Here is a 22624-nt window from a genome sequence, read left to right on the forward strand (position 1 = left end):
GGCTCAGCTGGAGGAGGTGGGCTTCTGAATGCCCAAGCGCTCCATCAACTCGTAGAGGGTGGGCCGGCTGATATCGAGTTCCTGAGCGGTGGGGGCGATGCGCCACTGATTGCGTTGCAGGGCATTCAGGATGGCCGTGCGTTCGGCGGCATCCCGGATTTCGCGGAGCGTGCGCAGCGGCGGGGGTGCCGCCCCCGGATCGGCCAGCTCCAGGTCTTCCGGCGTGATGGCGCGGCCTTCGGCCATGATCACCGCGCGTCGCACCCGGTTCTCCAGTTCGCGCACATTGCCCGGCCAATCGTGCCGCTGGATGGCCCGCAGTGCGGCCGAAGTGAACTGGGGGGCCGGCGTCCGCTTCACCTCGGCGGCAAAGCGACGCAGAAAGGTGCGCGCCAGTAACACCACGTCGTCGCCGCGTTCGCGCAGCGGGGGCAATTGAATGGTCACCACGGCCACCCGGTAGTAAAGATCCTCCCGAAACCGGCCCGCTTCCATGGCCTTGCGCAGGTCCACGTTGGTGGCGGCGATGACACGGGCGTTGACCGGGATGGTTTCGCGCCCGCCCACGCGTTCAATGGTCTGCTCCTGCAGGTAGCGGAGCAGTTTGACCTGCAGGGGCAGGGGCAGTTCGCCGAGCTCGTCCAGGAACAACGTGCCGCCCTCGGCCATTTCGATCCGCCCTTTGCGTTGCACGTGCGCTCCGGTGAAAGCCCCGCGTTCGTGTCCGAACAGCTCGCTTTCCAGCAGGTTTTCCGGAATGGCGCCGCAGTTGATGGGGATAAACGGACCTTCCCGGCGCGGGCTGCGGCGATGAATGGCTCGCGCCACCACCTCTTTGCCGGTACCGCTCTCCCCCAGAATCAGCACCGGGGCATCCGAGGGAGCCACGCGGCGAATGGTGTGAAAGACCGCCTGCATGCCGGGGCAATCGCCGATCAACCCTTCGAAGCCCTCCCCGCCGTAGAGGGCGTGGAGCTGGCGCAATTCGCGCTCCAGATCCGCCAGGTAAAAGGCGCGGCGCAGGATCACCCGCAGCTCTTCCAGCTCCACGGGTTTGGTAAGAAAGTCATAGGCCCCTTCGGCCACGGCTCGAAGCGCGTTGCCCTTTTCGCCCTGACCCGAAACAATGATGACCTTCACGTTGCGGTCCAGCTCCAGCAACGCCGTCAGTGTGGCCAGGCCTTCGTCGGGATCGGCAGGGCGGGGGGGCAGGCCCAGGTCCAGAAGCACCACGGGGAACCGATGCTGACGCCACAACTCCAGCGTGAGCAGGCGATCCCCCGCCGAGTACACATTGTAGTCGTCCGCCAGTGCCCAGCGGAGCTGGGACCGGATCGCCTCGTCGTCATCCACGATGAGCAGGTTCGGCTTCATGCACGGTTCGATCAGCTGGAATCAGCGGCAGCCAGACGCGGAACACTGTGCCGCGGCCGGGCTCACTTTGCACTTCCAAACGTCCGCCATGCGCTTCCACCAGGGTGCGCACCTGGAACATGCCGATGCCCAGGCCGTCCTTTTTGGTGGTCTGGAAGGGCTTGAACAACTTCTGCGCGATGAACTCGGGGCTCATGCCGCAGCCGGTGTCGGCGACCCGCATGCAGAGCCAGTCGCCCTGCACGGCCACGTCCAGGGAGATCCGGCCGGGCGGCGTGATGGCATCGCGCGCATTGAGGAGCAGATTGGTGAGGATGCTCTCGACGGCCCGGGCATCGAGGAGCAAAGGGGGCAGCGCCGGCCATTGAGTGTGAACCTCGATCCCGGGGGGCTGTCCCAGCGCGGTCAGCGCCGCGCGCAACACGGACTCCAGGTCGGTCGGCGCGCGCTGGATGTGGAGCTTCTGACGCAGGCTGGTCAGGCGGGTAATCAGTTCATTGATGTGCTGCATGCAGCGGGTCAGGCTCCGGATGGCATCCTCGCGGAACTCGGGCTTGTCGAAATGAACCGGCAGATTCCGCAGCATCAGATTGAGCGTGGAAGCGGTGTTCTTCAGGTCATGCACCAGAAAGGCCGACATGGCCTGAAAGGCCTCCCATTCGCGGGCCTGGGCCAGTTGTTCGGAGAGGTTGAGCGTGCGCAAAGCGCTGCCGAGTTGTTCGGCCAGGCAGGTCAGCAGCTCGAGGTCCTCCGGACCGTACGGCATGCCCGCCACCCGGTCGCCGGTGACAAGAAAACCGACCACCTCGCCTCCGGAGACCAGCGGCACACACCAGCGCGGGCCTCCCTCGACGAAAAAGGAGGGATTCAACTGCCGCAACACCCGGCACCAACGTTCCGAAGAACGTTCCAAATCCACCGGCTCCGGCGTGCGCCCGGCCAGTTTGCCCAGTTCGGGAACCAGCTCGCCCGCATCCACGGAGGTCTGGGTGCCGGCGGGCAGGGAGGTGGAAGCCGCCAGCACGAGCCGCCCGCGCGTCGGATCCAGCAGCCAGACGCTCACCGACAGCGCTTCGAAGGTCTCGGAAATGAGCCGGGCCACCTCCCGACACAGCTCCGCCCGGTCCAACCGCGCCGATGTGCGCTCGGCAAACCGCGACCACACCTGACGGTAATCGTGAAACGGGCGACGGAAATGCCGGCTGACGAACCGGCGCAGCCGCTGGCGCACACGATCGGACATCCAGAGGACGCTCAACCCCACCGCCGCCAGCAACAGCAGGAAGGCGACAATGGGGAACGCCTGTTGCCCGCCCGCCCGTGTGACCCAGCTCGCCAGCAGCCCCACCACAACGAGGTACACACCCGACAACAAGACCGTCAGAGACCGGTGAATGGCCACGGCCGAGGGATACAAATCCAGGGCTGCCAGGCGCGATCGGTACAGGGCCAGTCCCACCAGGAGACAGCAGAGCAGCAACGCGGCCGCATTGAGCAGGGCCAGCTGGAAATTCGGCCCCGCATACAACAGCGCCTGGCTGCCGGTATAAATCCGCGTGCCGAACAGCAGGGCCAGGCCGATCACCGCATACTTTACCCGCCACCGGCCCGTCCCGACCGCGGCGCGAAACGTCCATTCAAGCTGGGTAAGGACCAGCACTGCGCCCGCCACGGAACCCGCGTAGAGCAGCCGGACCACGGGATGCCCCCGGAAATACCAGTTGCCCGGGGGCGGCAGAGGACCTGCATCCTGGATGAGGGCCGGATAAAAACCGAGCATCAATCCGGGCAGGCCCAACCCCAGCCCCAGCAGAACCCATCGCCACCGATACAAGTAACGGCCCGGTTCCCCGCGCGCGAACGTCAGACTGAATCCCAACCACACGGCCGGCAGCAGCGCGCTGACCAACAGCGCGCCCCGTTGCCAAGCGAGCATGGCTTCGCGAGACGGGGCTCGATAGCTGGCGTGTTGGCAGAGGGTTTCGATGACCAACAGGGCGAGCCCGGCCGCCAACCAGCCTTGCGCCGGGTGTCGGGGCCTGACCAGGAGCCCGGCCACCGCAAGCCCCACGCCCGCCAGGGCCGCCGCAATCAAAATGGCAGGAAACCAATCCATGTGCCGTTGCGGATTCGCACGAATCAGCCGGCCATTCACCGAGAGGGTGCCCGAGCCCGGCGACTCAGGCAACCCAAAGCTGGGGTTTGGGCTTCTGCGTCCCGGCCCCTGCCTCCACGGGCCCCGCAAGTTGACCGGTGATGAAACCTTCGCCGGCAGTGGTGGCCCGCGATCTCACCAGCTCAGTTCCAAGCGGTAGAAGGCCGCGGGCCCGTCGGGCGACACGGGCAGCGGCCAGAAGCTTGCTTCGGGACTGGCCGACCACGTCGTCACCGGAACCCATTCCAGGAGATTGGTGGACATCCAAAGGGTGCAGGGCACTGGCACGGGCGGAAGCTGCAACGACCAGCCGCCCTGGTCGGGATCCTTCACGACGGAGAGCACCGGAGCGCGGACGACGACCAGGTGAATCGGTGCACTCGTGGTGGCCCCTGCCGCGTTCGAAGCCACCAGATGATATCTTCCGGCATCCTCAATGCCTACGAAGGGCAGGAAGAGCACCTCATTTGTGGCCCCGGGCAAGAGGTGGCCGTCCCGTAGCCACTGGTATTGGATCGGTGCAAAGGCGCTGCAGGCGGTAAGACGAAACCCTGCCGACTCACCCTCTTTGCGCACCAGGGTTCGAACTGAGACCTCGGGGAAGAAGGGCCGTTGCCGGACCAGTCTGCTGAGCCGCAGATCAAACCAGAGATTTGTGGACGGGGAAAGAATCCGGTTGCGCACCCCGAGCGTGAACAATTCCGCCCGTTCCGAGGCTGAAAGCACGCGGCGGTAGAGGAACACCTCGTCCATGGCGAAACCGCCCTCCGAACGGTTCCGCCGCAGGGCCCGGAGGGGATTGGAGGTGGGGGAGGGGAGCTCGGCGGTCGTGCAATAGACGGGCCCTTGATCGACCTGGATACACGCCTGTGTGCCGTCGAACCAGGCGACGACAAAGCGCCACTGGCCCGGAAGCGTTCCCGGTGTCTCGTCCTGCACCTCCACGGCGCCAACCGCAAACCGGTAGCGGTTTGTGCGCGTTCCGGTGTAGTAGAGCCGAAACTCGCCCTCCTTCTCCAGAGCGACGCCGGGAGGATCATCGCCGGTGCTCCAGCCATAGGCAAACCAGCCGCCGACGGTAAAGGGGCCGTCGATTTGAAGCGCGGGTGTGCTCGCGGTTTCCAGCCACGTGGACGCCGAAGCGGCGTTCGATACGCAGGCACCGATCCGGCCCCCGGCACTCACCCAGCCGGTCCCCATGGGAACAAAATCGTGTCCGCCGACCAGATCCCGCCAGGGTGGCTCCGCCTCGTCCAGAGTCCAGAATGCCGTGGGGCTTGCGGAATTCCTGAAGGCGTGGAGCTCCACCGCCAGGGAATTGGGTCCTGCCCGCAAGTTCCCCGCAGGAATCTCAAAGGCGACGGTCGCAGGAGGCGCGGTGCCCTCGAGTGGAGACAACGCAGGGGTGTCCCATCGCAGCGGGCCCTCGGGCATGTTGATGCGTCGGATTTCGACGCCGTTCAGATAAACCACCGCCCCCGGGCCGGCCTTCAACTGCACGAGCAGCGGAGCTTCCCACTGCTCCTCCCCCGGCTTGAACATCCCCCGGAAATAGGCAACGTCCACGGGCAGCAGGCTGCGCGAGGCCAGGGGCGTCCGACAGGGCAGTGCCCCCTGACCGAACGGGGCCGAGCCTTCTTCCCAGTCGTTCGTCATGCTCCCGGGCTCCCGCCACCTCTCGTCCTTGACGGGTTCGGTGCGGTATTGCCACCGGCTTCCGAAGGGAACCAGGGGTTCCAATTCCCACGGGCTCATCACCGTCAGCCTGGCGACCGCGCTCGTGGCGGTGCCGTACTCGTTGCTGACCACGACGTGATACAGCCCGCCATCCAGAGGACTCAGATTGGTGAGAAGGAGCAGGGGTCGCGGGCTCCAGCCACTGCCGAGAGTCTCGCCATCCTTGAACCAAAGGTAAGACTTCGGTTCGGCCCCCAGGGCAGTCACGGTCAAGGCCGCCCAGTAGGATTGCGTTCGCACCAGGGATTGGGGATCTCCAAGGAGGCGGGGATGGCGCACCCAGCGACCGAGCACCCGCGCGAGCCGACTGGTCGAACGGCCATGAAGATTGGAAGCCACCACGTGATAAATCCCCTCGTCCGATGGGCCCATGGCTGGCAGCTGCAGCGCGCTTCCCGTTGCGCCCGCGGCCGCATCGGGCCCTCGGCTCCCTGGCGGAGCGCCGAGGCGGAGTGGTGAATCCTGTCCCATCAGAGCGCACCGCTCCTTTTGGTTCGCCGGTGGAGGCATCAAGCCTGGAAGCGGGAAAGAGTGCCGGTTGCGGACGCCGCGACAACGGGGTTGTGGGCCGGGCGAGCGAACTCTACGTCGCCGGCTGCGAAGACAAGTTGGCTTCCGTTCCCCGGGATTGGCTCCCCTCCGATCGAGCTCGAGATGTCCAGCCCACCTACCTACATCCGCCGCACGCATCGTGGGTCGTGCAAGTGCCCTTTGGCCAGTTAAGTCTGATTTCATCGGTCCACCAAACCGTGCGGATCCCATGGCCGGCCGGCTTCCAGGGACGACGCAAGGTCCAGCGTGGCCGGATCCCGTCTCGCACGAACGCGGACAGACTGCACAGGAGGTCCTACCGGCTCACTCCTGAATGCCAAACGCTTTCGGCTGGGCGCAGTCTCGCGTGGGCGCTCCAGAGGCAGACGAGCAAGCCCGTCAGCGCTTGCGCCAGCAGGCGAAACCATCCCCCCCAAATCCAGCTCAACCCGGGCCCGTATCGGGACTGCGGGGAAAGAAAAGGGCGGCTCGGGATCCTTTTCGACCATGGAAAGCCCGGGGATGGGGAGTGATGCCGGATGGCTGTTTCAATTGGGCCGGGACACGGGCGAAAGCCGAGGTCGCCGTCTCGGACACGGAAATCCTTTTGGTCGGAACCGTTTCTTGCACGACCGGTGTCCGAGACCGTCAACAGTCCCGTGACGGATTGAACCGGCGGAAGCCGCAAGCCCGCTCGCGGTCAAAGCCACGCCTGAAGTTCGGCCCGCAGAATCTGCCGGGCGCGGTAGAGGCGGGATTCCACCGCTTTGGCGGTGGTGCCCAAGATGGCAGCGGCCTCGGCTTGGGAAAGCTCCTCCCATTCACAAAGCACAACGGCTTCCCGCAATTCCGGGGGTAACTTCGCGACGGCCTGACGCACGGCCTCCGCGCGTTCGCGGCTTAAAACAATGTCTGACGGGGAATGTACAGGCTCCACGCAGTCCGGGCTGCGACCCGTACCGGCCCAGGGATCCTCGGGCCCGGTGGGATCCGGTTCCCACGGGACCGTGGGATGTCGCCGGCGCCAGCGGATGCGATTGCGGGCCAGGTTGGTGGCGATGGTGAACAGCCAGGGGACAAACCGGTCGCGGGACCGGAACCGGCCTCGGGCCTGGTACACCCGCACGAACGTTTCCTGGGTCAGGTCGAGGGCGTCCTGTGGGTCCTGGAGGAGCCCCAACAGCAGGCGGTGGACAGCTCTGCCATGGCGCTGCATCAAGGCATCCAGCGCGGCATCGTCGCCGGCGACCAGACGCTGCATGTCCGCGCGATCCTGGGCGTCGCTCTCAGGGGTGGCCATGTCGGTGAGAGGCGGCGGGGGCCATGGCCTGCTCGGTTTGCTCGTGCGCGGTCAGGGTGAGCCGCAGCATTTCGGCCAGGTAACGGCGGCCCTGCTCGGGGGGCATGGCCCGGCTGACTTCGGTGAAATGCTGGAGCATGCGGATTTGGCACTCGGCGCGCAGTGCGACCACTTGGCGCACCAGCTCGGCAACCCGCGGGGTCAAGTCCGACCCACGCGCCAGCTCCGCTTCCAGTTCCGCTTTGGCGGCGGCGATTTTGGCGCACCACTCGCGGCACTGGGGCAGGTAACCCTCGTGCAACTGGCGGACGCGGGTCAGCTCCGCTTGACTCAGGCCGAATTCACGTCGGAGCCATTCGAGGTCGTCATGAGGGTTGCTAAAGCGCTCGGCGGACCAACGGGCCACCAGATGAGCACTGCTGAAAAAGAGACCGGCGGCCAGCAGGGCTGCGCAAAGCAGGGCCCAACCTGCGAGTCGAGGATTCATGGCCAGGGACTCAGCGGACTGACTGCGGCAAGGTAGCGCTGCCGCGCCAGTTCTTCGGATTGTTGCCAGCCCAGAACGAGCCCCGTGACGGCGCCCAGCAGGGCGATCCCCCCCAACAGCGCCAGGGCACGCCGTGGCTCGCAAAGAAACCCCGCGGCTTCCATCAGCCAGGTGGCCCAGGCACCCGCGGAGGTTGCTTCGGTTTGTTCGATGCGCCGCCAGACTGCCGCGGCGAATCCCGGCGGCAACGTGCCCTCCGGCCTGGCCGCCCGCAACAACTGTCGCAGCGCGATGTCGTCCGAATCGTTCGTTTTCATGAACCCGTCATCATGGTGGCGGCCGCGGCTGTCGGGTCCGGAAGCCTTTCGCCTTCGGGTCAGCTTAGGGCAGCCCTCCGGAGCCGGCAACGCCCAGCCGCGACCGGCCCGCTACTTGATTCTACCCCGGCCCTCCGAAATTCCCGCAGGAACGATCCGCATCTTTGCCGCTCGAGGTCCCAACGGCAGTTTCTCGGGCCGGAGGCGGGGACCCAGGTGGGGGTGGGCGGGAGCCGCCCCGGCCGGGCCCTGCCCCCAAAGGCCCAAGTACGTTGAGGCGCCCTTCGCCTGGATCGTGCATCTCAGCTGCCGGCGATTCGGATTGGGCTCCCTGCCGCGCTTGTCTGCGTTGCTGGGGCAAGCCCCGGAGGTTCGCGGAGCGTTTGCGTTCCGGCCCGGGCACGGGGCGACCCGTGGAAAGTTTGCGGGATTTGCTCGGGTTCGGGGTAATGCAGGTTGACGGGCAGCCGCCGCTGTGTGGCGAACCGGCCGCCCGTGATTCGGTATTGAGACACAAGACGACAAGTGCGATGAAGACGAAACCGATGCTCCTGCTCGCGGGATGGGTGGGCAGTTTGGTGCTGACGCAGGCCCTGGTGGGCTGCGGTTCCGGCGGATCCAGCGCCAACGCCAAGCCCTATCCGTTGGATGTTTGCCTCGTCTCCGGAGAGAAACTGGGCGGTCACGGTGCTCCGTACGTGTTTGTGCACGAGGGCCAGGAGATCAAGCTCTGCTGCAAAAGTTGTCTGAAAGACTTTCGGGCCGAACCGGCCAGGTATCTTCAGAAGCTGGCATCCGGCGGCGGAACGGACGGGCCAAATCCCGGCCATGCCCACTGAGGCGGTCGGCCTGCCACTGCACCGCGTCCTCGCCACTGCGGCTGCGGAAGCGTCGTGGAACCTTCCGCCCGACACATCAGGGAAAGCGGGGCGGGGGAGGTGTTGGCCGCGCACGTCGACCGGAACGGGCACGAAGCCCGCGGGGGGAGCGCGGGGTGGTCAACGGCGTGGGTCGGGCCGGCGCGGTCCGGGAACGAGGCGGGCGATTCGGTCGCGGCAGTCGGGCCGGGTCGGGAGTGCAAAGAGTTTGCGCTGAGGGTTCCTGCTGCGGGACTTCGAAAGGAGAGGCGGGTTCCGGCACGGGTTCCAAGGCTGAGTGCGATCGCGGGTCAGCCGGGCGGAGAGCTTGCGACTGCGGGTGCGAACCGTCCAAGAGGCAGAGCCGGGCCGGGTGCAATGACATCGAAATCTGAAGCTGGGCGGCAACGGATCCATGGCCGGGCCATGCGCTGGTGGGGTTGCCGCTGGCTGCGGAGCCCGGGCAGCGTGGTCCGGATGCGGTCGACAGCCCTCGGGCTTTCGATGACCCTGGGCCTGGGGTTGGCCGGAAGCGGATGTCGCGGCATATCCACGCCACCGGAGGTTCAGGCCCGCGCGGAGTTGCAGCGGGTGCGGGTGCAGTGGGAAAGGGACCCCACCAACGGCCCGGCGTCGGCGTTGAGCCCCTCTGCCACGTTGCCCGATCTGGTGCTGTTTGCGGTGCGCAATCACCCCTCGGTTCGAGCGGCCTATTCGGAATGGGTTGCGGCTGTGGAGCGCATCACGCTTGCGCGGTCGCTGCCCGATCCTCGCCTGTCGTTCGAATCGGACATCGCGGATGTGGTGATGACCGTCATGCCGGGGGTCATGCAGGAGTTCCCCGGCCCGGGCAAGCTCCGCGCGGCGGCCGCGGTGGCCGGCGCCGAGAGCCGGGCCAAATACTTCGCGTTCGAGCGGATGGTGCTGCAGACGGCTTATGAGGTTCAACGGGCGTATTACGAATGGTGGTTTTCGGAGGAACGATTGCGCCTCCTGCGCCGCTCACTCGAAGTGCTGAACGCGCTGGAGGCGGCTGCGCGCGCGCAAAACGCTGCCGGACGCACCTCCATCGAGGCGGTTTACCGGGCCCAGATGGACCGCGATCGCGTGGGAACCGAGATCGCGAACCTTGAGGACTTGCGTCGGGCATGGCGCGCGCAAGTGAAAGGCGCGCTGGGCCTCGGGCCGGAGCTCCCGGACCCTCCGCTTCCTGCCCGCTTCGAAAGCACCCCGCTGGAAGTCGATGCCGAGACGCTTTTGGAGACGGCCTTTGCTCGGAACCCGCGGCTCCGCCAGATGGAGGCGGAAGTGCGAATGGCCGAGGCCGACCTGACGCTGGCCGCCAAATCGCGGGTTCCGGACTTCAGTCTGGGTGTGATGTCCGATTTGAAGGCGGCGCCGGTGATGTTTCGACCCTTGGCCGGGATGACCCTGCCGGTGTGGCGAGACAAAATCGCCGCTGAAATCGCGCGTGCTCAGGCGCAGAAGGACGCGGCGCAAGCCCGCCTGAATGCCGAGCAGATCCAGCTCGCGGTGGACCTGGCCGTCAAGAGCTTCGAATACCGCCAGTGGACGCGAAACCTGACGCTGCTGCAGGATCGCCTCCTGCCCAGGGCCCGGCAGACGTTGGAGACCGCCCGCGCGGGCCTTGGGGTGGGACGGACGGATCTGATCGAGGTGTTGGAAGCCGAACGCGCGTGGCTGGAGCTGGGGTTGCAGGAACTCGAAGCCCGAGCCCGTCGGGAGATTCTTCTGGCGGAGTTGTCTCTGCTCATTGCAGGCCTGCCTCCAGCAGGTGCGGAATGGCTTTCCTCATCCGCTGAGGCTCGGGGGCAACCAGCCGCAACACGGGCTGCATTCTCAGAATTCTCGCAAAAAGCCCCCGACACGGGCGCAGCGTTGCCGCATCAAGAAACCAGCCCATGAACGCGAGACCTTCGATGGAGCTTGTCTGTCAGACCGGGAGATTCCTCCTGCTCGTTGTGGTGTTGGGATTGCTGGCATGGGCCGGGGTGGGTTGCCAACGCCCGGCCGGCCCGGCCGGACAGAAATACCACTGCCCCATGCACCCCACCTACATCACCGATCGGCCCGGCGACTGCCCGATTTGCGGGATGCGCCTGGTTCCGATCAAGGACGTGGCCACCGCGGGTCCGGCCGGCGGGGACTCCTCGGGACACGAACCATCCGCCGCCCTGGCGCACATTCAGCCGGGCCAGTTTTACTGCCCCATGCATCCCGAGGTGGTCCAAGACGGACCGGGCCGCTGCCCGAAGTGCGATATGCACCTGGTGGAAAAGAAGGCGGACGAGGGCAGGCCGGACCAGCCGCCGGCGCCGCCCGCTTGGGCGAAGACCGTTCCCGGACGCACGATGATCCATCTCTCTCCGGAAAAAAGGCAGTTGATCGGACTGACCCTCGCCCCGGTGGAACGGCGCCGGTTGGTGCGAACGCTCCGCACGGCGGCCGTCGTGGAGCACGACGAAACTCGTTTTTACCGCGTCGCCCCTCGGTTTGCCGGCTGGGTGCGCAAACTATACGTCAACTTCACGGGCGCACCGGTGGAACGCGGCCAGCCCATGCTCCGCGTGTACAGCCCGGAGCTGTATGCCGCGCAAAACGACTACTTGGTGGCCTGGAGGGCGTGGCAGCAGTTGCCCCCGGATGCCCACGCGGAAACCCGTGCAGCGGCCCGGGCCTTGTGGGAGGCTGCCCGCCTCCGGCTGGAGCTGCTGGAAATGGAGGAGACAGAAATCCGCGCGCTGGAGGAGCGAGGCCAGGCCGCCGCGGAGATCGAGTTCCGCGCCCCGGTGTCGGGTCACGTGGTGCAAAAGCGCGTCGTGGAAGGACAGGCGTTTCAGGGAGGGGAGACGCTGCTGGAGGTGGCCGACCTGTCCCGGTTGTGGTTGCGGGCGTTTGTGTTTGAGATGGATCTGCCGCGCATTGCGGTGGGACAGCCGGCCCTCGTGCGGTTTCCCCAATGGCCGGACCGGACCTATCCGGCCCGGGTCAGCTTCGTGTATCCGCACATCGAACCGCGGACGCGCCGGGCCGAGCTGCGCCTGGAACTGGACAATCCCCGCCATGAAATCCGGCCCGACATGTGGGCGGACGTGGAACTGGTACTGGATGCAGGGGAGCGACTGGCGGTGCCAGCGAGTGCGTTGATTGACACCGGACTGCGGATGGTGGCGTTTGTGGATCGCGGGGACGGACATTTGGAGCCGCGGGAGGTGCAGGTGGGATGGCGCACGGAGGATTTTTACGAGGTGCGATCCGGTTTGGCGGAGGGCGAGCGGGTGGTGACTCGGGCGCTGTTCCTGGTGGATGCGGAAAGCCAGCTGAAGGCTGCGATGGCCGCCATGGGGGCCCATGCGCATTGAGCCGGGAGCGTGTGGCATGAATGCTTCGGGACAGGGTTCGACCGGGCCGGCGGCACAGGGCAGCCTCATCGAAAGGCTCATCGAGTGGAGCGCGCGCAACCGGTTTCTGGTCCTGATGATGACCGGGGCGCTGGTCTTGTGGGGGCTCCACGCCATGCGACACACGCCGCTGGACGCAATCCCCGACCTCTCCGATGTCCAGGTAATCGTTTTCACCGAATGGCCGGGGCGCAGCCCGAATTTGGTGGAGGACCAGATCACTTACCCGATCGTGAGCCGACTGCTGGCGGCCCCTCGGGTGAAGGTGGTGCGCGGGTACTCGTTCTTCGGTTACTCGTTCGTGTACGTCATCTTCGAAGATGGCACCGACATTTATTGGGCGCGGTCCCGCGTCCTGGAGTATCTCCAGGGTCTGAGCGGTGGCCTGCCGCCGGGAGTGACGCCAACCCTGGGGCCGGATGCCACCGGGGTGGGCTGGGGGTTCCAATACGCCCTGGTGGACCGCAGCGGCCGCCATGACCTGGCCGATTTGCGGACCTTCCAGGATTGGTACCTGCGCTATTGGCTCGAAAGCGTGGAAGGGGTGGCCGAAGTGGCCACCTTCGGCGGCTTTCAGAAACAGTATCAGGTGGAGTTGGATCCCAATCGGTTGCTGGCTTACAACGTCACGGTTCCCCAAATCATCGCCGCCATTCGGGCGGCCAACAACGAAGTGGGCGGACGGGAGCTGGAGCGGTTCGGGACCACCTACATCGTGCGCGGACGCGGGTACATCGGATCGCTGGAGGATTTGCGCGACGTGGTGGTGGGCACCGATGGCCGCGGCACGCCATTGCGATTGCGTGATGTGGCCCGGAATATCGCCCTGGGACCCGAGATGCGCCGCGGTGCCGGCGATTTGAACGGCGAGGGCGAGGTGGTGGGCGGAATCGTCGTGGTCCGCTTCGGCCAAAACGTCCTGCAGGTTATCGAGCGGATCAAGGCCCGACTGGAGGAGATCAAACCTTCGTTGCCGCCCGGGGTCGAGCTGGTGATCACCTACGATCGCTCGGACCTGATCCGACGCGCCATTCAGACGCTGCGGCGGACCCTGATCGAGGAATCCATCCTGGTCGCGATCATCGTGATCGTTTTCCTGCTCGATTTCGGCGGAGCAGTCCGGGCCATCGTGACGCTGCCCATCGCGGTATGCCTGGCGTTCATCCCCATGTATTACATGGGTTTGACGGCCAACATCATGTCCCTGGCGGGCATCGCGATTTCCATTGGCGCCATTTGCGACGAGGCGGTGGTCATGGTCGAAAACGTGCACAAGCACCTGGAACATGCCCCGCCCGGGCTGTCGCGCCGCCAGCGGCAGGAGATCATCATTCGGGCCTGTCGGCAGTTGGGCAAACCGCTGTTCTTTGCCCTGCTGGTGATCACGGTGAGTTTTCTGCCGGTGTTCACCCTGGAGGCCCAGGAGGGCCGGCTGTTCAAGCCGCTGGCGTTCACGAAGACGTTCACCATGGCCTGGGCGGCGTTTTTGTCGGTCACCCTGGGCCCGGCGTTGATTGTCTGGCTGACCGGCGCACGCGTCATTCCGGAACACCGGCACCCGGTCAGCCGGCTGCTGCACCGGCTGTATTACCCGTGGGTCAGCATGCTCATGCGGCGGCGGCTGCTATCCATTGCGCTGGCCGTGCTCGCGGTGGGTTCCGCCTGGCCGATCTACAAACGCCTGGGCTCGGAATTCATGCCGCCGTTGAACGAGGGATCCATCCTGTACATGCCCACCACCTTGCCCACGATCTCGATCACGGAAGCGACCCGGTTGATGCAGATCCAGGACCGGATCCTTGCCCAGTTTCCCGAGGTGTTGACCGTGCACGGCAAGGTGGGCCGATCGGAAACCGCCACGGACCCGGCGCCCCTGGAGATGTTCGAAACGGTCGTGGTGCTCCGTCCCGAGTCCGAGTGGCGTAAGGTGCCGCGGCCACGTTGGTACTCGCAGTGGGCACCGGAGTGGCTCCGCGGTGTGTTGCGTCGCATCTGGCCGGAAGAACGGCCCCTCCGCTGGGAGGAACTGATTGACGAGATGGATCGGGCGCTGCAAATCCCCGGCCAGGTCAACGCCTGGACCATGCCGATCAAGGCGCGGATCGACATGCTCACCACCGGGATTCGGACGCCGGTGGGGATCAAAGTCTTCGGGCCGGACCTGGAGGTGATTCAGCGGCTGGGCGAGCAACTCGAGGTCGTGCTGCGAGGGGTCCGCGGCACCCGCAACGTCTATGCCGAACGGACCGCCGGCGGCTACTTCCTGGAAATCGTGCCACGGAGGGATGAAATCGCGCGTTTGGGCCTGAATGTCGAGGACGTGCTTATGATGGTGGAAACGGCCATCGGTGGCATGGCCGTGGACACCACCGTGGAGGGCCGCGAGCGTTACTCCATCAACGTGCGCTACAGCCGTGAACTGCGTGACGATGTGGAGAAGTTGCATCGCGTGCTCGTGCCGGTTCCCCCGGCAGGGACAGGGGCCATGGAAGGCATGGACAGGGCCGAGGCCATGGCCAATGCCGCAGCAACGCAGGTGCCCTTGGCCCAGTTGGCCGAGATCCGGCTGGTCGCAGGCCCTCCGTTGATTCGAAGTGAAGACGGGGTCTTGACCGGATGGGTCTATGTGGATGTGGCCGACCGCGACATCGGCAGCTACGTGGCGGAGGCTCGCCGGGCCGTGGAAGAGAAGATCATCCGGGCCGGCCTGCTGCCGGCCGGGTATCGACTGGAATGGTCGGGCCAGTACGAACACATGTTGCGGGTCCGGGAGCGGCTGAAGTTGGTTGTCCCGGTGACCCTGGTGCTGATCTTCGTGCTGCTGTACCTGAACTTTCGCAGTGTGGCGGAGACCCTCATCATCCTCTTGTCCGTCCCGTTTGCCATGACCGGCAGCGTATGGATGCTCTGGCTGATGGGCTATCATTTGAGCATCGCCGTATGGGTCGGGATCATTGCGCTGGCCGGACTGGCGGCCCAAACCGGCACGGTCATGATCATTTACCTGGACGAGGCCTTCTATGCCTGGCAACGGGCGGGGCGAATGAGGACGCAACACGATCTTTTCGAGGCCATTACCTACGGGGCGGTCCAGCGCGTGCGCCCCAAACTGATGACCGTGGCGATGATGACCCTGGGCCTCGTGCCGGCCCTGTGGGCGGAAGGCGCAGGGGCCGAGGCCATCCAACGGATTGCAGCGCCGATGGTCGGCGGCATGATCACCAGCACCGTCCTTACGCTGGAAATCGTGCCGGCCATCTACAGTCTGTGGCGCGGCCGTCAGGTCGAGTGGGTCAAAGGTCCTCCGCCCCCGCGGAAGAGCTGGGAGGAGCTGAGCCGCCAGTTTGCCGAGTGGGAGAAAAGCTGGCACGGCACTGCGTCGTCCTGAAGACGGGCGCAAAAATACCGGCTTCTTCCTGGCACCCGGGCCGGGTCCAACCGGTGGCGTTTCGGAAGTCGCGCCGCCGCCGTTCCACGGCCTGGCAGGAAGACCCTCCCGTTCCTGTTTCCAAGGTGAACGATGACCGGCTTGAGTTTTGTGGGCGCTGAGGCAGCGCTGAGCCGGCAGTAGCTTCGACGAAGTCAGGGGCCCTGGGCCGGCTCTTCCCGAAAGGGACCAGTCGATCCCTTCCCGGCAAGCCCCGCCCGTCGTCGAAGACTTTTCGGCCCGTGCCCTGAGGGACCAGGCCGTGGGGGCGACAGCGGCTGATCAGGGCCACCCCCGTTCGTGCCTGTCTCACGAGACGTCCCCCAGTGCTGCTGCGGCACGGCGCAGTGGCATCTCCTCCAGATGCCCGGGCGGTGAGGTCTCGGAAGCGGAGTGACGTCCCCCGGCGGAGAGCATTCGAAGGTTGCGGGGGCCTCTGGACCCCGGGCTGGCTCATCCTGATTCTCAAGTGGATCGGCTGGAAATGGGGGCCGCCCGAGGGCTTCCGAGGCGCTGAGGAGCGCTTTTCAAAGAAAAACAGAGCTTTGTGATCAACGACTTGCGGTGACGGTTTTAAACGCCTGAGGCCCTGTTTGGGCCCTTTGTGATGGCCCCGCAGGCCGGCCTTCACTGACCCGGGCTGGGCGAACGCGGGGGAGCTGTGCGGGGCGGCGTGCCTGGCCCGAAAGGCCGGTTACGGTGGCTCTTCCGTGGCTTCGCGACGCTGCCCGGCGGCCGGTTTTGCGGCCGGTCCAGTGGATCAGGCCACGGGCCGGGTGCACATTTGACAGCAGGGAAGTCGGGCGATTAGTCTCTTGTGTCCTCGAAACGAACGGGGGAATCGACGACGTCACGCTTGTGGCTGAAAAAGACGATTATTTGATCGATTTGCTGGTGGACCTGGGATTTGTCACCAGTGACCAGGTCGAGCAGGCCCGCAAGGAGGCGCAGGCCGCCGGGGTGGGGGTGGTGGATTACATGGTGGCCAACGGCATCCTTCGGCCGGCCGACGTGACCCAGGCCAAAGCGGCGCACTTCGGGGCCGAGGTCGTTCACCTGGCCGGCATGCAGATCGACGACCAGGTGCTTGCTGCCGTCCCGCGCCATATCGCCAAGAAGTATCGCGTGGTGCCGGTGTACCTCCACGACAACACCCTTACCGTGGCGATGTCCGATCCCTCGGACCTGGCCACCATCGATTCCCTGACCCACCTGTTGAACAAGGAAATTGTGGTCATGGTGGCCTCGGAGCCGGAAATCGAGGCCGCCTTGTCCAAGTACTATGGCGGCCAGCGCAGCGTTGCGGACGACGAGCGGTTCAAGGGCGTCATCGAGGAGCTGACCCGGGAGCATGTGGAGGCCACCCCGACCCTGACGGAGGACGATGGCACGGCGGTGGACGCGGACGCGCCGCTGATTCGGCTGGTCAACTCCATCATCACCGACGCCGTGAAAATGCGCGCGTCGGACATTCACCTGGAGCCTCTGGAAAAGCGGTTCCGCGTCCGCTACCGCATCGACGGCATTCTGCACGAGGTCAAGGGTCCCCCGAAGCGGCTGCAGGCGGCCATCATCAGCCGGATCAAAATCATGTCCAACATGTCCATCTCGGAGCACCGGATCCCCCAGGACGGCCGCATCCAGACCAAGGTGGGCAACAAGGTGTTGGACTTGCGTGTTTCCTGCATCCCCACGACGCACGGCGAGAGCATCGTCATGCGTATTTTGGACAAGGAGGGGCTGCGGTTGGGCCTGCCCGAGCTGGGCTTCTTTACCGACGACCAGCAGACGTTCGAGCGTTTGATCACGTTGCCCGACGGCATCCTGCTGGTGACGGGGCCGACCGGTTCGGGCAAGACCACCACGCTTTATGCGGTCCTGCACTTCATCAACCGGCCCGACCGCAAGATCATCACCGTGGAAGACCCCGTGGAGTACATCCTGGCCGGGATCAACCAGGTGCAGGTCAACGAGGCGGTCGGGTTGACCTTTGCCACCGCCCTGCGCTCGATTCTCCGTCAGGCCCCCAACGTCATCATGGTGGGGGAAATCCGTGACCTGGAGACCGCCACCATCGCCATCAACGCCTCGCTGACCGGTCACCTGGTTTTCTCCACGCTGCACACCAATGACGCCCCCAGTGCCGTGACCCGGTTGATCGACATCGGAGTCAAACCCTTCCTGGTGGCCTCTTCCACCCGGGCGATCATGGCCCAGCGGCTGGTGCGAAAAGTTTGCAAGAAATGCGCCGAGCCGCGGCAGCCGACCGAGGCGGAGATCCGGCAGTTGAATCTGGACCCGGAACAGCTGGCCACCGCCAAGTGCATGGCCGGCCGGGGCTGTCCCGAATGTTCCAATACCGGGTACCGGGGTCGCATGGGGATTTTCGAGATTTTCGTCGTGGACGACGAGGCGCGGAAGCTGATTTACGAGAAGGTGCCGGCCTCGGTCTTGCGCAATCGGGCCCGGGAGATGGGCATGCGCACGTTGCGCGAGGACGGCGTCCGCAAAGTGCTGGCCGGCCTGACGACGCCGGAGGAGGTGATCCGCGCCACGGTGGGCGATGAAGCCTGAGGCTGGCCGGTCCGGGTGGGAGGAGCCCGCCCGGCTCGGCGCCCGCGCCGGTCCGTAACCAGGGAGAGACGAAGCAAGCCATGTCCTACTCGATGTCTGATCTGCTGCAGTTGGTCGTGTCCGAGGGCGCGTCCGACCTGCACATTCGCGTGGGGACCCCGCCGGTGATCCGGGTCCACGGCATCCTGCACCGGGTGGAGGGCCCCGCGTTGAAACCCGAAGACACCGAGGAGTTGATGCGCAGCATCACCTCGGAGGAACACATCCAGCATGTGCGCGAACGCGGCGGTGCCGACTTCGGCTTTGCTTTCGGCGATCTGGCCCGGTTCCGCGTCAGCGTGTTCAAAGAAAAGGGGAACTTCGGCCTGGTGCTCCGCCAGATCCCCAACAAGCTCCTGACCATGGAGGAGATTGGCATCCCACCCTCGGTCAAGGAGCTGCTGTATAAGCCCCGTGGCCTGATTCTGGTGACCGGCCCCACGGGCTCGGGGAAAACCACCACCCTGGCTTCGATGATCAACATCATCAACGAGGAGCGGGAGGAGGTCCACATCATTACCATCGAGGACCCCATCGAGTACTACCACACGCACAAGAAGGCCATCGTCACCCAGCGCGAAATCGGCGTGGACGTCCCGAATTTCGCCGAGGCCCTGCGCCGGGCCCTGCGACAGGACCCGGACGTGATCCTGGTCGGCGAGATGCGTGACCTGGAGACCATCGACGCGGCCATCACCGCCGCCGAGACCGGCCACCTGGTGTTCGGGACCTTGCACACCACCGGCGCCGCCAAGACCATCGACCGTCTCGTGAACGCCTTCCCCACCAACCAGCAGGAGCAGATTCGAATCCAGCTGTCCACCGTGCTGCAGGCGGTCATCTCTCAATTGCTGATTCCCCGCATCGACAAGCCGGGCCGGGTCGCCGTTTTCGAGATCATGATCAACACCCCCTCCATTGCGGCCCTCATCCGCGACAACAAGACCTTCCGGATCCAGTCGGACATCCAAACCGGTGCCAAGTACGGGATGGTCACCCTCGACAGCTTCTTGCTGGAAAAGTACCAACAGGGCATTATTGCTCGGGAAGAAGTCATCACCAAAGCCATGGATCCCGTGACGGTCCAGCAGAAGTTGCAGGAGCTCGACCTGGCCCGGGCCGTGGGCGCCGAGGGCCATGGCAGGGCCCGGAAAGGCTGAAGGGACGAGTCATGGCCGAGGAATTCCACAGTCCGTTGTTGGCCCTGCTGCGGGAGCGCAGCCTCATCGACGACCTCCAGTACGAGGAGGTGGTGGCCGAGTGCAAACGCACCGGCAACCCGGTCATCCAGGTCCTGCAGGACTATGGCGTGCTGGACCTGGACTCCATCCTGCACGTCATGGCTGATCACCTGGGTACCGAGGTCGTTTCCCTTCGCGACCGCCAGATCCCTGCGGACGTCCTCGAGCTCGTTCCGGCGGAGACCGCCCGGCTTTACCAGTGCATTCCCGTCGAGGACGACGGCTCCACCCTGAAGGTGGCCTTCGCCGATCCCTTGAACCCGGCCCAGATCGACGAGGTCAGTTTCGTGGTGAAACGGGACATCCAACCCGTGGTGGCGGACCCGGCCGAGGTCCAGAAGGCCATCGAACGCCATTACGGCGAGGAAGCCACCAGCGTGTCGGAAGTCCTTAAAGAATTGGGCGCCGACGCCGAGCTGGCCCGGGAAGCAGCGGAAGCCAGTGAGGACATCTCCGTGGCCGAGGACCTGGCCAATCAGGCGCCCATCGTCAAATTCGTGAACCTGGTGCTCCAGCAGGCCATCTTGGACCGTGCCAGCGACATCCATTTCGAGCCGTTCGAGGACGAGTTCAAGATCCGATACCGGGTGGACGGTGCGCTCTACGAGATGACCCCGCCTCCGAAACATCTGGCGCTGCCGGTCATCTCCCGGATCAAAGTCATGGCCAACCTGAACATTTCGGAGCGCCGGCTCCCCCAGGACGGCCGCATCACCCACAACATCGGCGGACGGGTGGTCGATCTGCGCGTTTCCACCCTCCCCACCCAGTTCGGCGAGTCGGTGGTGCTCCGTGTGCTGGATCGGTCCACGGTCAATCTTGAACTCGAAAACCTCGGCTTCCCCAAATTCATCTACGACTACATGACCGAGGCCATCCAGCGGCCCAACGGGATCATCATCGTGACCGGCCCGACCGGCTGCGGCAAAACGACCACTCTGTACGCCTGCCTGCGGCGGATCAACACCATCGACTCGAAACTGCTCACCGCCGAAGACCCCGTCGAGTACGACATCGAAGGGATCATGCAGGTCCCCATCAACGAGGCCGTGGGCATGACCTTCGGCCGTGCCCTGCGCGCATTCCTTCGTCAGGACCCGGACATCATCATGATCGGGGAAATGCGCGACCTGGAAACGGCCCAGATCGCCATTCAATCCTCACTGACCGGGCACCTGGTTCTCAGCACGTTGCACACCAACGATGCCCCGGGAGCCGTTACCCGTCTGATTGACATGGGCACCGAGCCGTTCCTGATTTCGTCCACTCTGGTGGCGGTGCTGGCCCAGCGGCTGGTGCGCAAGATCTGTCGGGAGTGCCGCACTCCGTTCGAACCCACCGAAAGCCAGTTGGCGCTGTTGAACCTGTCCCCGCACGACCTGGGCGAGAAGGTCTTCTATTACGGCCGCGGTTGTTCCAATTGCAACGACACCGGCTACAAGGGCCGCAAGGGCATCTTCGAACTCCTTGTCATTACCGAGCCGATTCGGGCCCTGATCAATGAACGCGCGCCCACCGTGGTCCTGCGCCAGAAGGCCATTGAACTGGGCATGACCACCTTGCGCGAGGACGGCTTGCGGAACATCTTTGAAGGGGAGACCACCATCGAAGAGGTCGTCAAGTACACGTAAGACCATCGTCACTCATCCAGCCCAGGAGCCGCCATGCCCAAGTACAGCTACGTTGCCATGGACGCCCACGGCAAGGAGGTCAAGGGCGTCATCGAGGTCGCCTCCCAAAACGAGGCCATCGGCCGCATCCGCGAGATGAACCTGTTCCCCACGAAGATCGTGGAGGTGGACGGCGCGAAGGCGGCGAAAAAGACGGGCAAGGCCGCTCCGGCACGCCCGGCCGCCAAGGGAAAGAAACGGGGGGCCCTCGATATCCAGATCAAGATTCCGGGCCTGGGCGGTCGGGTGAAACCCAAGGTTCTCATGACCTTCACCCGACAGTTGGCCACCCTGGTGGATGCCGGTCTGCCCCTGCTGCGCGGCCTGCGCGTTTTGGAGAAACAGGAGCGAAATCCCACCCTGAAAAACGTCATCGGCGAGCTGGCCCTGGCGGTCGAAGGCGGCAGCACGTTTTCGGAAGCCCTGGCCCAGCACCCCAAGATCTTCAACCGCCTCTACGTAAACATGGTCAAGGCCGGCGAAATGGGCGGCGTGTTGGAAGTGGTCCTGAACCGTCTGGCCCAGTTCCAAGAAAAAGCCCAAAAGATCAAGGGCAAGGTGGTGGCCGCCATGTTCTACCCGGTGGCGGTGTTGTTCGTGGCTGCCACCATCATCACGGTGCTGACCGTGTACGTCATTCCGAAGTTCGAGGAAGTGTTTGCCGGCCTGCTGGAGGGGGAAGCGTTGCCCGCCTTCACGCGCCTCGTACTCAACATCAGCCGGGTGATCCGAGAGAACATCCTGATGACGTTCGGAGTCATCGTGGGCTTTTTCGTGCTTCTGAAGCTGGCCACCAAGACCAAGCTGGGCCGGCTGATCTGGGACAAGATCAAGCTCAAACTGCCGGCCATCGGCCCCTTGATCTCCAAGCTGGCCATTGCCCGCTTCACCCGGACCCTCGGGACCCTGGTCAGCAGCGGCGTGCCCATCTTGCAGGCACTGACCATTGTCAAGGAAACCGCCGGCAACGTCGTCATCGCCAACGCCATTGCCGCCGTCCACGACAGTGTGAAGGAGGGAGAGACCATCACCGCTCCGTTGGAAGCCTCGGGCGTGTTCCCTCCCATGGTCATCAGCATGGTGGACGTGGGCGAACAGACCGGTGCCCTGCCGGAAATGCTGCTGAAAATCGCCGACAACTACGATGACGAGGTGGACAACGCCGTGGCTGCGATGACCTCGCTCTTGGAGCCGATCATGATTGTCTGCCTTGCCGTCATCGTGGGCAGCATCGTCATCGCCATGTTCCTGCCGCTGATCAAGCTGATGGAGGGGGTGGGCGAAGCCGGCGGCGGTCGGCGCGGGGCGGAGGATTGACGCAGGGACGTCCGCCTCATCGGCTTGTGAGGAACGCCCTGTTCGGGGCCGGCGTGGCGGCGTGGTTGGGATGCCGCCGCAGGACGGTCGATGACATGGAAGGCGGCGCAGCAGGCTTCCATTGCCCTGGTTGACAAAGCGGAGCGGTGCCTGTAAATACAAAGTAGTGACAATGC

14 protein-coding genes are annotated in these 22624 nt (G+C 65.0%); 8 read left to right on the plus strand and 6 right to left on the minus strand.

What is annotated here, in order from left to right; translation table 11 throughout:
* Nucleotides 1-3 precede the first annotated feature (3 nt).
* From prsR to ACPDIT_RS07835, 6 genes are all read right to left on the minus strand, one after another.
* A complete protein-coding gene (gene prsR / locus ACPDIT_RS07810; protein ID WP_423442638.1) occupies nucleotides 4-1374 on the minus strand; it encodes a PEP-CTERM-box response regulator transcription factor in 1371 nt (456 codons plus the stop codon).
* The gene (gene prsK / locus ACPDIT_RS07815) at nucleotides 1346-3490 is read right to left on the minus strand and encodes an XrtA/PEP-CTERM system histidine kinase PrsK (RefSeq protein WP_423442639.1); all 2145 of its coding nucleotides are present in this window, start codon (nucleotides 3488-3490) and stop codon (nucleotides 1346-1348) included. Before prsK ends, prsR begins: the two co-directional genes overlap by 29 nt.
* 174 nt (nucleotides 3491-3664) lie before the next feature.
* Nucleotides 3665-5638, minus strand: coding sequence for a LamG-like jellyroll fold domain-containing protein (locus ACPDIT_RS07820; protein ID WP_423442640.1), 1974 nt, complete (start codon nucleotides 5636-5638; stop codon nucleotides 3665-3667).
* A gap of 859 nt (nucleotides 5639-6497) precedes the next feature.
* Nucleotides 6498-7058, minus strand: a complete 561-nt coding sequence (locus ACPDIT_RS07825; RefSeq protein ID WP_423442641.1) for an RNA polymerase sigma factor — start codon at nucleotides 7056-7058, stop codon at nucleotides 6498-6500.
* A 25-nt stretch (nucleotides 7059-7083) separates the two neighbouring features.
* On the minus strand, nucleotides 7084-7584 hold the full coding sequence (locus ACPDIT_RS07830) for a periplasmic heavy metal sensor (protein WP_423442642.1): 501 nt from the start codon (nucleotides 7582-7584) through the stop codon (nucleotides 7084-7086).
* Nucleotides 7581-7901, minus strand: coding sequence for a hypothetical protein (locus tag ACPDIT_RS07835; RefSeq protein WP_423442643.1), 321 nt, complete (start codon nucleotides 7899-7901; stop codon nucleotides 7581-7583). The genes ACPDIT_RS07830 and ACPDIT_RS07835 overlap by 4 nt, the downstream gene beginning before the upstream one ends.
* A gap of 530 nt (nucleotides 7902-8431) precedes the next feature.
* Here ACPDIT_RS07835 and ACPDIT_RS07840 point away from each other — a divergent pair.
* The 8 genes from ACPDIT_RS07840 (at nucleotide 8432) to ACPDIT_RS07875 (ending at nucleotide 22448) form a co-directional block, all read left to right on the plus strand.
* Nucleotides 8432-8740 carry a hypothetical protein gene (locus ACPDIT_RS07840; RefSeq protein WP_423442644.1) on the plus strand — a complete coding sequence of 103 codons (309 nt, stop codon included), beginning with the start codon at nucleotides 8432-8434 and terminating at the stop codon, nucleotides 8738-8740.
* 444 nt (nucleotides 8741-9184) lie between these two features.
* Nucleotides 9185-10684, plus strand: coding sequence for a TolC family protein (locus ACPDIT_RS07845; RefSeq protein WP_423442645.1), 1500 nt, complete (start codon nucleotides 9185-9187; stop codon nucleotides 10682-10684).
* On the plus strand, nucleotides 10681-12141 hold the full coding sequence (locus ACPDIT_RS07850) for an efflux RND transporter periplasmic adaptor subunit (RefSeq protein WP_423442646.1): 1461 nt from the start codon (nucleotides 10681-10683) through the stop codon (nucleotides 12139-12141). The genes ACPDIT_RS07845 and ACPDIT_RS07850 overlap by 4 nt, the downstream gene beginning before the upstream one ends.
* Nucleotides 12142-12157: 16 nt before the next feature.
* Nucleotides 12158-15568 (plus strand): efflux RND transporter permease subunit, encoded by a 3411-nt coding sequence (locus ACPDIT_RS07855; RefSeq protein WP_423442647.1) that lies wholly within the window; start codon nucleotides 12158-12160, stop codon nucleotides 15566-15568.
* A gap of 897 nt (nucleotides 15569-16465) precedes the next feature.
* Nucleotides 16466-18181: a GspE/PulE family protein gene (locus tag ACPDIT_RS07860; RefSeq protein ID WP_423442648.1), complete on the plus strand. Its 1716-nt coding sequence runs from the start codon at nucleotides 16466-16468 to the stop codon at nucleotides 18179-18181.
* An 80-nt stretch (nucleotides 18182-18261) separates the two neighbouring features.
* On the plus strand, nucleotides 18262-19380 hold the full coding sequence (locus ACPDIT_RS07865; protein ID WP_423442649.1) for a type IV pilus twitching motility protein PilT: 1119 nt from the start codon (nucleotides 18262-18264) through the stop codon (nucleotides 19378-19380).
* Between the two features lie 11 nt (nucleotides 19381-19391).
* Nucleotides 19392-21092, plus strand: coding sequence for a type II secretion system ATPase GspE (gene gspE, locus ACPDIT_RS07870; RefSeq protein ID WP_423442650.1), 1701 nt, complete (start codon nucleotides 19392-19394; stop codon nucleotides 21090-21092).
* 33 nt (nucleotides 21093-21125) lie between these two features.
* Nucleotides 21126-22448, plus strand: a complete 1323-nt coding sequence (locus ACPDIT_RS07875) for a type II secretion system F family protein (RefSeq protein WP_423442651.1) — start codon at nucleotides 21126-21128, stop codon at nucleotides 22446-22448.
* The last annotated feature ends 176 nt before the right edge of the window (nucleotides 22449-22624 follow it).

This window comes from Limisphaera sp. VF-2 (genome assembly GCF_049537125.1).
Taxonomy (GTDB): Bacteria; Verrucomicrobiota; Verrucomicrobiia; order Limisphaerales; family Limisphaeraceae; genus Limisphaera.